Source organism: Neobacillus camarae, assembly GCF_054950115.1.
Window position 1 is genome coordinate 1,269,095 of sequence record NZ_JBUCKX010000001.1, and the last position, 16,019, is coordinate 1,285,113.

Genomic DNA, 16,019 nt, shown 5'->3' on the forward strand with positions numbered 1-16,019 from the left:
GCTGACACCCAGAACCGAAATTTATCGCCTTTTCGGTGAATGGGAGAATGAGTAAATTATATGTAAGCGAATACAGAAACATAAAACTCTTGATTGTTAGAACGTTTGTGTATGATACGTTCTGGAATTTCGGCGCAAGGTTAGGAGTGGGAAGATGTCGGAATATGTGCTTGAACTAAAGGGGATCACCAAAACCTTTCCAGGTGTTACGGCGCTTGACTTTGTTCAATTTCAATTGAAGCCAGGTGAAATCCATGCGTTAATGGGCGAAAACGGAGCAGGAAAGTCAACATTCATAAAGGTGATTACCGGTGTGCACCAGCCGGATGCCGGGCAAATTTTTCTAGACGGCCAAGAAGTGGAGATACGAAATCCCAGGGAAGCGCAAGCACATGGAATAGCGGCCATTTATCAACATGTGACCTGTTATCCGGATTTGAGTGTGACCGAAAATATTTTTATGGGACATGAAAAGATCCAGAAAGGAACGAGAAGGATTCTCTGGAAAGAGATGCATGAAGAAGCCAATCGGCTTTTAAAAGAACTTGGTGCTAAATTTGATTCTAAAGCGCTTATGGGAACGCTTAGCGTCGCAGAACAGCAAATTGTGGAAATTGCCAAAGCTCTTTCTACTAATGCCAAAATCATTATCATGGATGAACCGACCGCCGCGTTAACCCGAAATGAGAGTGAAGAGCTGTATAGGATCACCGAAAAACTAAGGGACAGTGGAACGTCCATCATTTTTATTTCCCACCGATTTGAAGATATGTACCGTCTTGCCAGCAGAGTGACCGTATTCCGTGATTCCAAGTACATTGGCACTTGGGGAATTTCTGATATATCAAATGAGAATTTGATCGTTGCGATGGTTGGCAGGGAAATCAATCAACTGTTCCCTAAACTGGAAGCCAAGATTGGAGAAGAGGTACTAAGGGTCGAAGACTTAGGAAGAACCGGATTCTTTGCAGGGATATCCTTTCATCTCCGAAAAGGGGAAATTTTAGGCCTGACAGGTCTTGTAGGTGCCGGCAGGAGTGAAGTATGCCAAGCGTTGTTTGGGATAGCGCCAGCGGATAAAGGGAGAATTTTTATCAAAGGTAAAGAGTTAACCGTTTCTGAACCACTGGATGCGATGCAACAGGGAATCGGATATTTGCCGGAAGACCGGCAGCAGCAGGGGCTGATTTTATCTTGGGGAATCGATAAAAATATTACACTTCCAGCGCTAGGCCGTTTATCCAATAAAGGCTGGGTGAACCGGAAAAAGGAAGCCGAATTGGCTGGCAATCTTTCAAAAAAGGTGAATGTAAAAACACCAAGTATTTATAACTTGGTCAGTTCACTTTCAGGTGGAAATCAACAAAAGGTGGCAGTAGCAAAGCTGCTGACATCGGACTTGGACATTATCATACTTGACGAACCAACCAAAGGAGTCGATGTCGGGGCGAAGTCAGCGATATACGAGATTATCTCCGGTTTAGCAGCTCAAGGATATGCCATCATCTTGGTTTCCTCCGAGATGCCGGAAGTTCTGGGGATGTGTGACCGCATTCTCGTGATGCGCGAAGGAAGGCTGACAGCAGAATTCGAGAGACACTCAGCTACACAGGAAGCGATTTTAGAAGCAGCGATAATCAATAAAAAAGACAGCACTATAACCGAAGCTGCCGGTTGATAAAGGTGGAATCCATATTGGAAGAAAAAACAATGAAAAAGACCTCTTTAAGTGTAAGAATTGCCCGGTTTCGGGAAGCTGGATTGCTTGGATTTATCATTCTTTTGTCTATCATCGTGCAATTGAGAAATTCTAATTTTTTAACGTTCGAAAATTTGAACGATATGATTACCAACACCGCCATCTTAAGTATCCTGGCGATTGGAATGATGCTGGTGATTATTACAAGGGGCATAGATTTGTCCATTGGAGCCACACTTGCTTTGTCAGGAATGATAGCGGCGCTTACGGTAGGGGCATATCCCAATCTACATCCGATTTGGGCAGTTGCTTTAGGAATCCTGATTGGTGTGGCAAGTGGGGCAGTTCTCGGACTCATTATCGCAAAAGGCGGAGTGTTGCCAATCATCGCCACTCTCGGAATGATGTACATTTTTAGGGGCTTGACCTTTATGGTCAGCGGCGGAAAATGGGTAAGCGCCCATCAAATGCCGGCCAGTTTTAAAGCCATTGCAACAGGAACCTTTCTCGGAATGAATCATTTAATTTTGATTGCGGCCGTTATGTATTTGATATTTTACTATTTTCTTAATCATACAAGGACTGGCAGGCAAATTTATGCGGTGGGAAGCAATCCTGATTCGGCAAAAATCAGTGGTATTCCTCATGACCGAATCATCTGGCTGGTATACACGTTGATGGGCGGGTTATCAGGTCTTGCAGGCGTTTTATGGGTGTCCAAATTTGCCTCTGCACAAGGGGATACGGCAACTGGTTATGAATTAACGGTCATTGCTGCATGTGTTCTGGGAGGGGTGAACATTGCTGGTGGGTCAGGGAAGATTTCCGGGATTATTTTGGGCTCCGTCCTTCTTGGCATCCTCAACAACGCCCTGCCGCTGATTAATGTCTCGCCATTCTGGCAAATGGGTATTCAGGGGGCGATTATTCTTATTGCCGTTATCTTGAACGCTCTTGTTAAACGGGGAGTGGACTTGAATGCCCTTATGAGGAGGAAAATCTAAATGAAGGATCTAAACCGGAAACCATTCTCGCTGAAGACTTTTTTTCTTCAATGGGAATGGATGCTCGTTTTACTTTTCATTCTGGTTAACATCGTGAATATGAGCTTATCCCCCTATTATTTTAACTATGGCGGTTTAAGGGATGCCACGATGACGTTCCTTGATAAAGCTTTTATGGTGTTTCCGATGGTAATGATTATTATTCTTCGGGATATCGACATTTCCGTTGCTTCCATCGTTGCCCTGGCATCAGTTCTAATGGGCTACTTGTATTCACTGGGAGTGCCGATGGAATTGGCTGTAATCCTTTGCCTTGCAACAGGGGCTTTATGCGGTTTCATCAATGGTTTGCTGATTGTGAAATTTAAGGAATTATCGGCCGTTATTGTGACGTTGTCCACTATGATAATTTACCGAGGAATTGCCTATATCATCCTTGAAGACCAGTCAGTCGGCTCGTTTCCCGAGTGGTTTGGCTTCTTTGGCTGGGGATATTTTTTCGGGATCCCGTTTATCCTGATTGCTTTCGTGGTTTGTGCTGTCGTGTTTGGGCTATTGCTGCATCAAACCACCTTTGGCCGCAGAATCTACGCAATTGGAAACAATCCGACAGCTGCCCGTTATTCCGGGGTTCAAGTGGATAAAATCAAGATTATTGTCTTTACGTTGGCCGGATTAATGGCGGCTGTTACAGCTCTATTTTTAACATCCAGAATGGGCAGTACGAGACCAAATGTGGCGACAGGTTATGAGCTTGATGTGATTGCCATGGTTGTACTGGGAGGAATCAGTACGGCGGGCGGGAAAGGCAGAATGGCCGGGGCGGTCATTGCCGTATTTCTCATTGGCTTCCTACGGTATGGTCTCGGACTCATTAACATGCCTGCCCAAGTATTGATGATCATTATTGGGTTACTTCTCGTAATTGCTGTCATGGTACCGAACCTAAAGCCAAAGACGAAAGCAAAAGGGAAGCCTGCAAAGAACCAATCGCATCAGGCAGCCGGATAACCTTCGTTACGAAGCAGTCTCTGACTGTTTGTATAAAAAACAATATGAAAAGGGGAGCAAGGATATGAAAAAATGGGTAATGGTATTCGTTTCATTCTTCTTGGTGTTTTCCGTCTTGGCAGCCTGCAGCCAATCGGCGCCAAGCAGCAGCGGAAGTAAAAGCGGCGGGGAAAGCAAGGATGGCAAGAAGCGCTTTGCGATTATTTTTAAAAATACAGGAAATCCTTATGGGGAAAAGCAGATGGAAGGTTTCAAGAAGGCAATTGAGGAGCAGGGCGATGAAGCCATCCTAAAAGCACCGGACCAACCAACGGCGGAAGCGCAAATTCAGATGATTGAAGAACTCATCGCTCAAAAAGTGGATAGTATCGCCGTAGTCGGAAATGATCCTGATGCACTGCAGCCTGCCCTAAAAAAGGCAATGGATCAAGGAATTAAGGTTCTCTCCCTAGATTCTGCTGTGAATGCCAAAAGCCGGATGGTCCACGTCAACCAGGCTGATCCTGAGAGAATCGGGCGCATTCAAATTCAAGCCATTTCCGAAATGATTGGCGGCAAGGGACAAATCGCCATTCTTAGTGCGACTTCCCAAGCAACCAACCAGAATACTTGGATCGAATGGATGAAAAAAGAATTAGAGGATCCAAAATACAAAGATATTGAACTGGTAAAAGTGGCCTACGGGGATGATTTGCGCGATAAGAGTGTTTCTGAAACGGAAGCATTGTTAAAATCCTATCCTGACCTAAAAGGAATTATTGCTCCGACAACCGTTGGTATTGCAGCGGCAGGTAAGGTGCTGACAGATAAAGGTTTAAAAGGTAAAGTCAAACTAACCGGCCTTGGGCTCCCAAGTGAAATGGCCGAGTATATTGAGAGCGGCGTGTGTGACTGGATGTATCTGTGGAATCCAATTGATGTTGGTTATCTGTCCGGTTTCGCCGCTGAAGCACTTGTTAGTGGTAAAATCACCGGTAAAGTCGGCGATAAATTTACCGCAGGTGACCTCGGCGAAAAAGAAGTTGTGGCCGACGGAGACGGCACACAAATCATGCTGGGAGATCCATTTAAATTCGATTCCAGTAACATTGCTGAGTGGAAAGACGTATATTAGAACTATCCCCCAAAGCCTGCAGAAATTTGGCAACAATTTCTGCAGGCTTTTTAATTTAGACACTACCAGCGCAGAGGAGGCTCCCAGGCACGCTCGCTGGTTTGCTGAGCGACTGAATGGAACTCAACATCCATATTTAACATGTTGGCAAATAAGGACAATAAATTAGTTCAATTTCGTTATTGGAAAAAACGATATTTTTAGTAGAATAGAAATGTAAGTAAGCGGTTACGACCGGAAGGTGATGATCATGACAAAGTACAGTGTTGCCGTTGATATCGGTGCCTCCAGCGGACGATTGATATTGGGCTGGATGGAAAATGGTTCATTGAAACTCGATGAAATTCATCGATTTGAAAACAAAATTGTCAAAAAAGGTGACTTCTTTTGCTGGGAAGTTGATAAACTGTACCAGGAAATTAAAAATGGATTAAAGAAATGTGCCCAGTTAGGCATTAAACCAGACAGCATTGGGATTGATACATGGGCCGTGGATTTTGTGCTGTTGGATGAAAACGACCAGCCGATTACGGAGGCGGTTTCTTACCGTGACCCAAGGACTGACGGAATGATGGAAGAGGTCTTCCAACTTATTTCCAAGGAAAGATTGTATTTGGAAACAGGTATCCAATTCCAGAAGTTTAATACTATCTATCAGCTGTATTCTATTAAAAAAACTCAACCGGAAATTCTTGAAAAAGCAAAAACCTTTTTAATGATTCCGGATTATTTGAACTACTTACTGACAGGCAAGAAGGCCAATGAATATACGAATGCCACTTCAACGCAGCTAGTGAATGCGTTTACGAAGAAATGGGACTATCAGCTCCTGGATGTCCTTGGTATCAATAAAGACATGTTCCAAGAAATTAAAGCACCTAAAACAGTACTTGGGTCACTTAAAGAAGATTTGGTTTCAGAACTGGGTTTTGATATGGAAGTCATTCTCCCGGCAACCCATGATACGGGTTCTGCAGTGATTGCCGTTCCAGAACAAGACGGCACGATTTACATCAGTTCCGGCACTTGGTCGCTGATTGGAACGGAAAACTATTTCCCAATCTGTGTCACCAAAGCATTGGATTATAACTTTACCAATGAAGGTGGAATCGATTACCAATTCCGTTTCTTGAAAAACATTATGGGCCTTTGGATGATTCAGGAAGTGAAACGAAACTATAATGATGAATATTCTTTTGCTAGGTTCGTAGAGTTAGCGGAAGAAGCAAAGGATTTCAAGGCCATTGTCAATGTGAATGATGACCGTTTCTTAAAACCTGACAACATGGTCCAAGAAATCATGAATTATTGTGTGGAAACCGGACAGCCCGTTCCAAGCACGCCTGGTGAAGTAGCCAAATGCGTTTATGATAGTTTAGCTGTTAGCTATCAAGATGCAGTTCAAGAAATTGAAGAAATTTTTGAAAAGCAGTTTGAAAAAATTAATGTGATCGGCGGCGGCTGCCAGAATGAAATGCTCAATCAGTTAATCGCCGATGTGACCAATAAAGAAGTAAATGCCGGTCCTGTTGAAGCAACAGCCATTGGCAATATAGCTGCCCAACTGCTGGCGCTGGGAGAAATAGAAGACATTAAGCAGGCCCGCGCCATCATCAAAGAATCATTCGAAGTAAAAAAGTATTTACCGGCACAGCCCGTTAAAAGCTAACTAAGGAAGGAAGAATGAACCATGTCTGTTAAAGAAAACTATGAACTTGCGAAACAAGCGTATGCTAAATGGGGAATTAACGTTGATGAGGTCCTTGAAACATTAAAAAAAGTTCCAGTCTCTATCCATTGCTGGCAAGGCGATGATATCGGCGGATTTGAAGTGAACCAACATGAATTATCTGGTGGTATTGATGTAACCGGTAACTATCCTGGTAAAGCCACTACACCGGAGCAGTTAAGGGCTGACTTGGAAAAAGCGTTATCCTTAATTCCTGGTAAACACCGTGTAAACCTGCATGCGATTTACGCAGAAACAAATGGCGAAGTGGTGGAAAGAGACCAATTAGAGCCAAAGCATTTTGAAAACTGGGTAAACTGGGCTAAGGAAAACGGTCTTGGTTTAGACTTTAACCCAACTCTATTCTCACATCCAAAAGCATCTGATGGTCTTACCCTTTCACATCCTGATGAAGAAATTCGTGAGTTTTGGATTAACCACTGCATTGTCAGCCGGAAAATTGGCGAGTACTTTGGAAAAGAACTGGGCACACCTGCTTTAACCAATATCTGGATCCCAGACGGCTATAAAGATGTTCCAAGCGATCGCCTTACTCCAAGAAAGAGATTAAAAGAATCGTTGGATAAGATTTTTGCAATGGATGTAGACGAAAAGTACAACTTGGATGCAGTTGAGAGTAAAGTATTCGGTATTGGATCAGAATCCTATGTGGTCGGTTCCCATGAATTCTATTTGAACTATGCTATGAAAAACGATAAATTGTGCTTGTTGGATACAGGTCACTATCATCCAACTGAAACAGTTTCCAACAAAATATCTTCCATGCTTCTGTTCAGCGAGAAACTTGCTTTGCACGTATCAAGACCTGTTCGCTGGGACAGTGACCATGTCGTTATCCTTGATGACGAGTTAAAGGAAATCGCTTTAGAAATCGTACGTAATGATGCGTTAGACCGAGTGATCATCGGCCTTGATTTCTTTGATGCCAGCATCAACCGTGTAGCTGCTTGGACTATTGGTACACGCAACATGATCAAAGCTCTTCTTTCTGCTATGCTTGTTCCAAATGAGCAATTAAAGCAGCTTCAAGAAGAAGGCAATTTCACTGAAAGATTAGCATTAATGGAAGAATTCAAAACCTATCCATTCGGTGCTGTTTGGGATTACTACTGCGAGCAAATGGGTGTTCCAGTTAAAGAATCTTGGTTAGAAGAAGTAAAAGCTTACGAGCAAGAGGTTTTATTAAAACGATAATAGGGCTAGAAGACTCAATTCGGGACATATTAAGGCCCGAATTGGGTCTTCTTTTTTTAATTATTATAGACAATGGAGGGGGTTTTACATTAGACTCAATAAAAAGAGGGGAATTCTACAAAATATTAGTGGAATTCTACAAAAGGTTGAATTATTCTACAAATTTGAGAGAGTTATTCTACATATTTACGGTTTGATTTTACAAAAATGCAAATAAATCTAAAGTATAAGCGATTGAGGGGGGATTCTATTGAATAGTGAAGAATTGGGGTCTTTACTTGCGGCCAACAACAGAATGGAACCGCCGGATTGGAATGATATTAAAAATACCTATAATCCGCTGCCAATTGATTTCATAGATGGTCAGCCGGTTTATGAATTCAATATGATTTTCGACCCCACCATCAATCCGATTGAAGATAGTATATTCATCTCCCATTGTCCACCACATGCCTATGTCCCTATGCATATACATCAATATATTGAGCTGATTTATGTGTACCAAGGAAAATGTACGGTCATTATGCAGGAGGACGAAGTAAACCTTTTTGAGGGTGGGGTCATCATGATAGATAAAAATACCCCTCATACCATAAAACAGACGACGACATCGGATATCGTGATAGAAATGAAAGTAAAGCATGACTATTTGTCAGCTGGTTTCCTACGACGCTTTACAAATAAAAGTATTATTTCACAATTTCTGATTGACTCGCTGATTGATACTCGAAGAGCAAACAATTATCTCTTTTTCCCGTATGAAACAAAATCAAATGTCGTGGGAATTATGGAGCACATCATGTGCGAGTATTTTGAAAAAGATGTGTTTACCGCAGAAATGATCGATGCGTATCTTTTTATCTTGTTTACGGAGTTAATCCGGCACAGCAACACGATAACAACTCAAAATGACCAAAACAAGCATAAGGATACGATTGTTTTAAACTTCTTAAAATATATCGATGATCATTTTAGGGACTGCAGTTTAACCATGATGGCAAACCACTACAAATATCACCCTAATTATATTTCGGCTGTTCTAAAAAAAGCGACCGGTAAATCGTTTAAGGATCTCCTGCAGAATCAACGGTTGAATAAGGCAGCCTTATATTTGACGAATACGGATTTGCCCATCCCGGATATTGCCGAAGAAGTGGGGTATTCCAGTGTCTCTTTTTTCTATAAAAAATTTAATGAAGTTTTCCACGTAACGCCTAAAGAATACCGGGAACAAAAGTATGAAAGTTTTGGAACTGATCATGTTATACATGGTTAATTTGAATTTGAAGCCGTCCGAATGGGCGGTTTTATTTTTGGCAAATCAGCCCCCTCATCATTTGCGTTACTGTTATCTTTGATTCGAGCAATAATCATCTTTGTTTTTAATATTAAAGTGAATGAAACCGCTTGCTAAAATGGAAGAACAGATTAGTAATTAGCAGATAAGGAGTGTTATAGATGGAATTTCAATTCCCGCCAGATTTTTTATGGGGTTCAACGACAGCTGCCTACCAAGTAGAGGGAAATAATATAAACAGTGAATTCTGGGCAGAAGAACATGCAGAGGGTTCACCGTATAAAGATAAATCCGGGGATACCATTGATCATTACCGGCTCTATCGGGAAGATATTAAACTTATGGCAAGTTTAGGATTCAAGGCCTACCGATTCTCGATTGAATGGTCAAGAGTGGAGACCGAACCGGGGCAATACTCCCGTTCTGCCATCGAACATTATCGGGATGTTCTAGAGACCTGTTATGAATACGGGATCACCCCGGTAGTTGCCATGCATCATTTTTCTTCACCAAGGTGGCTAATGCGATTAGGCGGCTGGGCCAGCCCGGAGATTCCTGACCGTTTTGCAAAATATTGTGAAGTGGTATTCCGGGAAATCGGGCATTTAATTCCGTACGTTTTAACCATGAATGAAGTCAATCTGCCTGTGATGCTGCGTGAAGTGTTTACGAACATCGGCTTTATTCCGCCGGTAGGTATTGGCAGGGATGCCTGGGTGGCTCCCAAATGGAGGGAGTCAGCCGCTCGCTTGTGTGGGACAACGATTGATAAATATTTTACGTTCCATATGATTTCCGATGAAAAATCTATCAATATACTAAAGGAAACTCACAAGAAAGCACGGGAGGCCATCAAGCAGATTCAGCCAGATACCAAAGTAGGCTTATCAATGGCCCTATCTGATATTCAGTCCATTCCTGGCGGTGAAGAACTGGCGGAGAAAAAGTGGCACAGTTATTTTAAACAGTATTTACCGATGATTGAAGGGGACGACTTCTTCGGACTTCAAAATTATACGAGAGAAGTATACGGGCCCGAAGGACAAGTAAAGCCTGCGGAGGATGCAGAGCTCACTCAAATGGGATATGAATTTTATCCTGAAGCACTTGCGAGCGTGATTCGAAAGGTTGCAAAAGAATTGCCGATTCCCATCATAGTTACGGAACATGGGATTGCCACTAATGATGATTCCCGCAGGGTAACATTTATCCGTAAAGCTTTAGAAGGGGTGCAAGCATGCCTGGAAGAGGGGATTGACGTCAGAGGTTACCTTCACTGGACGACCTTTGATAATTTCGAATGGCAATCCGGTTATTCCATGGTATTCGGTCTTATTGGGGTGGACCGATCCACTCAGAAGAGAAAAGTAAAGGAAAGCGGACGCTTCCTAGGACAAATTGCGCAAATGAACTCACTGGTGGCGTATTAGGCATTCATGGCCCCTGAGTCATACTCAGGGGCTGTAAAGAAATCTTTGATTCGAGCAAAATACTGCTTTGATTTTAATATTAAATAAGGTGAAAGCGCTTGCTACAATGATTTTAACAATCGATAGTATCAAACATTAGAAAACTGAAAACGCTTAACGAACAATAGGGAGGGGAAGAAGGGATGGAAAATATTCAGTTTGTAAAAACACCATTTAAGAGGTTAGTCATTGCCGCAATGCTGGGGCTTGGCACATCAATCGCGCCGTTAGTATTGCTGGGGTTTGGAATTTCTACCTTTATCATGATTGGAATTGTCGGCCAGGAACATGCGACTGCTGCGTTTGCTACAGCAAGCGGGGTTTCTGGCATAGCGATTGTACTTTTCGGGTTGTTTAGCGGAGTAATCGCTGATAAAACAAAAGTAAAGATGGGCAGAAGAAGGTTTTGGATGATTGCCGGAAGTATTGGCGGGGCACTGTCCATGTTAGCCTTAACTTATGCATCATCTGTTCCGGTATTCGTCATTGCTTTATGTCTCACGAATTTCTTTTATGGGATGGTTTCTCTGTCATGCTATGCCATTGTTCCTGAACAAGTAGAACCTAAGAAGTTTGGCCGAGTTTCCGGATTAATGGGGGCAGCAGCACCCGCACTAGTTATGACTGGACAAATGATTATGGGTGTCTTTGCAAGTTCCACGCTTGAACAGAAAATGTTCACGATCATCATCGTTCAATTGATCGGCGGATTTTTAGCTGCCTTGCTTATAAAAGATCACCATGTTGTAACGGCAGCGGCAAAAACGGAAAAGAGTAAGATTGGCCTTCGGGGTTTCTATCCTAACTTTAAAAAATATCCTTCCTATACATGGGCATTATTAACAAAGTTGCTGATTAACTTTTCAAATGCTGGGATGAATATGTTAACCCTTTTCTATATCGCTAGATTTCACTTAAGCGAAGCAAAGATTTTTCAAATTATGGGACTCACGGCTCCTGCCATTATGCTGATGGTTTTAGCTGGTATCCTAGGCGGATTTCTATCTGATAAAATTAAAAAGCAAAAGCCTTTTGTTATGGGAGCAGCCCTGGTCACAGGTATTTGCCTAATTGTATTCGCTTTCTCACCTAGCGTGACCTGGGTCGTGATTGGAAACTTTTTCTTTAACTTTGGTTTTGGAATGTACTCTGCAGTTGATAATGCCCTTGTAAACCGGATTCTTCCATCAAAAGAGAATGCAGCAAAAGACATCTCGATAATGAATACGACAACAAACTTGGCGTCGACTTTAGTAAACTTCGCAGCACCTGCGTTAATTGCTTTAGGAGCAAGCATGTTTGGCGGAGATGGATATACACTATTCTTCTTAGTATTAGCGGGATTCTCCATCCTTTCTGCAGCGGCTGTTCTTCCAATTCCTGAAATGGGATCTAAGCTGGAGGCAGGAAATGATACTTCTGACATAGAAGCTGTGTAATGCAATCATTTCATAAGTAAATCATATAAAATGGGATGAATCGTACCTTGGTATAAATTCATCCCTATTGTATTTTAAGTAAACAAGTTTGTAGATTGAGAGGAATAGATAAATGACAGGTTTAACAGTAAATGCATTAACATGTGAGTATAAAAATAATCCGCTTGGAATCGATATAACAAGACCGCGAATCAGTTGGAAAATGGAATCAGATCGGCGGGGGACGATGCAAACGGCCTATCATATTCAGGTAACTACTGAACGTGAGGACTTCTCCGAACCGATTTGGGATACAGGGATGGTCCAATCTGATCAATCGATACATATTGAATATGGCGGTCCGGAGTTAAACTCCCGCACGAGGTATTTTTACCGTGTAAAGGTCTGGGATAACTTTGGCAATGTGTCGAATTGGAGTGACCTCGGTTTTTGGGAAATGGGCCTGTTATCACCTGTAGAATGGAAAGCTGAATGGATTACCCCAGATTCTGCGGGAATCGACCCGCTTTCTGAAGCCGTTTTTCTTCTTAGAAAAGACTTCAAACTTAAAGCCGAAATAACCTCTGCTCGTATTTATGGGACCGGAGTAGGTTTATATGAATTATTTTTAAATGGGAAACGCGTGGGGGATGAACTTCTGTCACCAGGCTGGACAAGTTATCATAATCGGTTGCAATATCAAACATATGACGTTACGGAGCAGCTTCAAACGGGTGATAATGTAATGGGCATTCTATTGGCTGATGGCTGGTATAAAGGGAACCTCGTCAAAGAAGGTAACCGTAATATTTACGGGGACAGACGGGCGGCGTTCTTTCAGATTCATGTAATTTATAATGATGGTTCCGAAGAGGTAATTTCAACGGATACCACATGGAAAGCTTCCACCGGACCGATTTTATTTTCAGAGATCTATCATGGGGAAATTTATGATGCAAGGCTTGAAAAGAAAGGCTGGAGTAATCCCGGTTATGACGATTATGAATGGGCTGATACGATCCATCAGGAATTGCCCATTACCAATTTGGCCGCACAGGAAAACGTTCCAACTCGAGTGACACAAATACTTAAACCAATTGCTTCATTTGTTACACCTACTGGTGATACAGTCATCGACATGGGGCAAAACATGGTGGGACGAATCTGCTTTAAAGTAAGTGCGCCAACAGGCACTAGAATTGTTCTCCGGCATGCTGAGGTACTGGATCAAGACGGGAATATCTATTTTGGAAATTTGAAATTTGCCCGGCAAAAGATTGAATACGTGACAAAAGGCGAAGGAACGGAAACCTATGCTCCACATTTCACATTCCAAGGCTTCCGCTATGTAAAAATTGAAGGGTATCCGGGACAAGACAAAGGTTTGTCTTTGGAAAACTTTATCGGCGAAGTCATCCATTCTGATATGGAACCGAATGGGGAGTTTGAATGCTCTGATCCGTTCGTGAATCGGTTGCAGCAGAATATTGTTTGGGGGCAAAGAGGAAACTTCGTTGATCTTCCTACAGATTGTCCGCAGCGGAGTGAACGGCTGGGATGGACCGCGGATGCACAGGTATTCATTCCAACAGCTTTATTTAACTATCATGGAGGGGCTTTTTTCACAAAATGGCTCAGGGACTTAAAAGCGGATCAGCTTCCCGACGGAAATGTGCCATTTGTCATTCCTAATGTGGAGGGCGGGGTCGGTTCCGCTGTTTGGGGAGATGCAGCCACCATCGTTCCTTGGACGGTTTATCAGACTTACGGTGATAAACGATTACTCTCTGAACAATACGAAAGTATGAAGGCGTGGGTCGAATATATTCGCCGTCAGGGAAAAAATGAATATTTATGGAACACTGGGTTTCATTTCGGCGACTGGCTCGCTCTTGATGCTAAAGAAAACAGTTTTGTTGGAGCCACGCCAAGAGACTTTATTGCTACTGTCTTTTATGCCCATTCAACAAGAATTCTAAGAGACGCGGCTGAAGTTCTTGGAAAAACCGAAGACTTTGAAGAATATAGCTTTCTATTGAAAAAGATTATCGAGCAATTTAATCATGAATTTGTTTCACCGTCAGGCAGATTGGTGTCACCAACTCAAACGGCACATATTATTACTTTGATGTTCGATATGGTGGAGGGGGAAGCAAAAGAAAGGACAGCACGCGAACTGAATGAGTTGATTATGCAAAATGATTATCATTTGAATACGGGATTTGTTGGCACCCCATATATTTGTCTCGCTTTATCAAAGGGTGGTTACCATGGAACCGCGGTCAAGCTATTGATGAAGGATGATTTCCCATCTTGGCTCTATCAGGTAAAAAAAGGGGCAACGACCGTTTGGGAGCACTGGGACAGTATTAAGCAGGATGGCTCATTCTGGAGTGATCAAATGAACTCCTTCAATCATTATGCATACGGGTCGATCGGAAATTGGCTGTACAAAGTGGTTGCCGGGTTGGATATGGATCCAGCAAGTCCAGCGTATAAGAAAATTAAAATAGCACCAAAGCTTGGCGGGATTGTGCTGACCCACGCAAAAGCGGTCTATCAATCCATGTATGGCAAGGTTCTTTCTGCATGGAGGCTCACTAATGATGTGGTAGAAATCGTAGTAGAAATTCCAGCAAACACAACGGCTGAAATTCTATTGCCTAACGCACGTCTTTCTGTGGTTTTGGAAAGCGGCCAGCCATTGTCAGCCGCGGACATTCATTCCTCTGAAGAATATACAGAAGGGGTACGGGTAATGGTCGGCTCAGGATCCTATCACTTTAATTATCGAAATGAACATGGTCTAAAGCCAAGGTTTACGGAGGAGACTCCCTTAATTGACTTCTTGGAATACAAAGACGCAGTGATAGTCTTAGAGCGATATGCTCCTGGCATTACCAAACCGCCTGGCATATTCGGCACTAAAACAAAAAGTTTGAAGGAAATAGTTGAAATGCCGGAGAATCCTTTGACTCGTGAAAATGTAACACAAATTATCGAGGAATTAAACCAGCTTGAATGGGAAGCCGTCCTAGTCTAATACGTATAGCCCAAGCCAATCAGCTTCATTGATTGGCTTGTTTCATCGTGGATTCAGCCTCTTCCATGTTTATTTTTTGATTTTATGTATTTGTTTTTCAAAAATTTATGTTATATTTAATGTAACAACAAATACAAAACAAACATAAAACAACATAAATCAAAATGGGTGGCAGAAAAGGGGTATATCAAAGTGCTTGTAGCGGAAAGGCAAAAGAAGATTGTTGAATTGGTCAATGAACGCTTAAGTGTTCGGGTCTCCGAACTAAGCAAAATATTCTCAGTTACAGAAGAAACGATTCGCCGTGATCTTGAAAAGCTTGAAAAAGAAAGTTTATTAATGCGCAGTCATGGCGGTGCCGTCAGCATTGAAAAAGATAATCAGGGAGAGATATCGTACCTGGAAAGAGAAATTACTAATGCTGAACAAAAGAAAGCGATTGCGGTAGCTGCGGTTCGAACGATTGAGCCGGGTGATCAAATTATTTTGGATGCCAGCACAACCGCGTGGTATGTCGCAAAGGAATTGCCTGACATGCCGTTAACGGTTCTGACGAATTCTATTAAAGTATCGATTGAACTCAGCAAAAAAGAACAAATCAGGGTCATTTCTACAGGAGGAACTTTGCTTGCCCAATCACTTTCGTTTGTGGGGCCACTTGCGGAGCGGTCCTTGGGTATGTATCATGTCAATAAAGTGTTGCTATCATGTAAAGGGGTTCACCTTGAACGAGGATTAAGTGACACGAATGAATTGCAAGCGCTGCTGAAAAAGCAAATGATGGACATCTCAGACGAGAGAATCATCATGGTAGATTCCAGCAAATTTGGGAACAAGGCTTTTTCGCAAATTTGTGCTATTTCAAAGGTCGACTGTATCATTACAGATTCCAATTTAAATGAAGAAACAAAAAGACAGTTAGAGGAAATGAATATTAGAGTATTAATAGCCGATTAAAAAGAAAATCAGACCAGTAAAGGTCTGTTTTTTCTTTTGGTTTAATGGAGTCTTAAGTAAAAT

At 42.3% G+C, this 16,019-nt stretch carries 11 protein-coding genes; all 11 read left to right on the forward strand.

The features are described from left to right. Nucleotides 1-154: 154 nt before the first annotated feature. The 11 genes from ACY8D0_RS05830 to ACY8D0_RS05880 all read left to right on the forward strand — a co-directional run bounded on the left by ACY8D0_RS05830 (nucleotide 155) and on the right by ACY8D0_RS05880 (nucleotide 15,956). Nucleotides 155-1,678 (forward strand): sugar ABC transporter ATP-binding protein, encoded by a 1,524-nt coding sequence (locus ACY8D0_RS05830; protein ID WP_462409532.1) that lies wholly within the window; start codon nucleotides 155-157, stop codon nucleotides 1,676-1,678. Between the two features lie 17 nt (nucleotides 1,679-1,695). Next, nucleotides 1,696-2,703: an ABC transporter permease gene (locus ACY8D0_RS05835; RefSeq protein ID WP_462409533.1), complete on the forward strand. Its 1,008-nt coding sequence runs from the start codon at nucleotides 1,696-1,698 to the stop codon at nucleotides 2,701-2,703. Beyond that, on the forward strand, nucleotides 2,704-3,714 hold the full coding sequence (locus ACY8D0_RS05840) for an ABC transporter permease (protein WP_462409534.1): 1,011 nt from the start codon (nucleotides 2,704-2,706) through the stop codon (nucleotides 3,712-3,714). Nucleotides 3,715-3,778: 64 nt separating this feature from the next. After that, on the forward strand, nucleotides 3,779-4,828 hold the full coding sequence (gene rhaS, locus ACY8D0_RS05845) for a rhamnose ABC transporter substrate-binding protein (protein ID WP_462409535.1): 1,050 nt from the start codon (nucleotides 3,779-3,781) through the stop codon (nucleotides 4,826-4,828). A gap of 250 nt (nucleotides 4,829-5,078) precedes the next feature. Beyond that, nucleotides 5,079-6,497, forward strand: coding sequence for a rhamnulokinase (gene rhaB, locus ACY8D0_RS05850; protein ID WP_462409536.1), 1,419 nt, complete (start codon nucleotides 5,079-5,081; stop codon nucleotides 6,495-6,497). Nucleotides 6,498-6,518: 21 nt separating this feature from the next. After that, entirely contained in the window at nucleotides 6,519-7,772 is a 1,254-nt protein-coding gene (gene rhaA / locus ACY8D0_RS05855) for an L-rhamnose isomerase (RefSeq protein WP_462409537.1), read from the forward strand. A 250-nt stretch (nucleotides 7,773-8,022) separates the two neighbouring features. Continuing rightward, entirely contained in the window at nucleotides 8,023-9,048 is a 1,026-nt protein-coding gene (locus ACY8D0_RS05860) for an AraC family transcriptional regulator (protein ID WP_462409538.1), read from the forward strand. 182 nt (nucleotides 9,049-9,230) lie between these two features. After that, nucleotides 9,231-10,499, forward strand: a complete 1,269-nt coding sequence (locus tag ACY8D0_RS05865) for a glycoside hydrolase family 1 protein (RefSeq protein WP_462409539.1) — start codon at nucleotides 9,231-9,233, stop codon at nucleotides 10,497-10,499. A gap of 182 nt (nucleotides 10,500-10,681) precedes the next feature. Then, on the forward strand, nucleotides 10,682-11,977 hold the full coding sequence (locus ACY8D0_RS05870) for an MFS transporter (RefSeq protein ID WP_462409540.1): 1,296 nt from the start codon (nucleotides 10,682-10,684) through the stop codon (nucleotides 11,975-11,977). A 112-nt stretch (nucleotides 11,978-12,089) separates the two neighbouring features. Continuing rightward, nucleotides 12,090-14,999, forward strand: a complete 2,910-nt coding sequence (locus ACY8D0_RS05875; protein ID WP_462409541.1) for a family 78 glycoside hydrolase catalytic domain — start codon at nucleotides 12,090-12,092, stop codon at nucleotides 14,997-14,999. 192 nt (nucleotides 15,000-15,191) lie between these two features. After that, nucleotides 15,192-15,956 (forward strand): DeoR/GlpR family DNA-binding transcription regulator, encoded by a 765-nt coding sequence (locus ACY8D0_RS05880; protein WP_462409542.1) that lies wholly within the window; start codon nucleotides 15,192-15,194, stop codon nucleotides 15,954-15,956. Nucleotides 15,957-16,019: the final 63 nt, after the last annotated feature.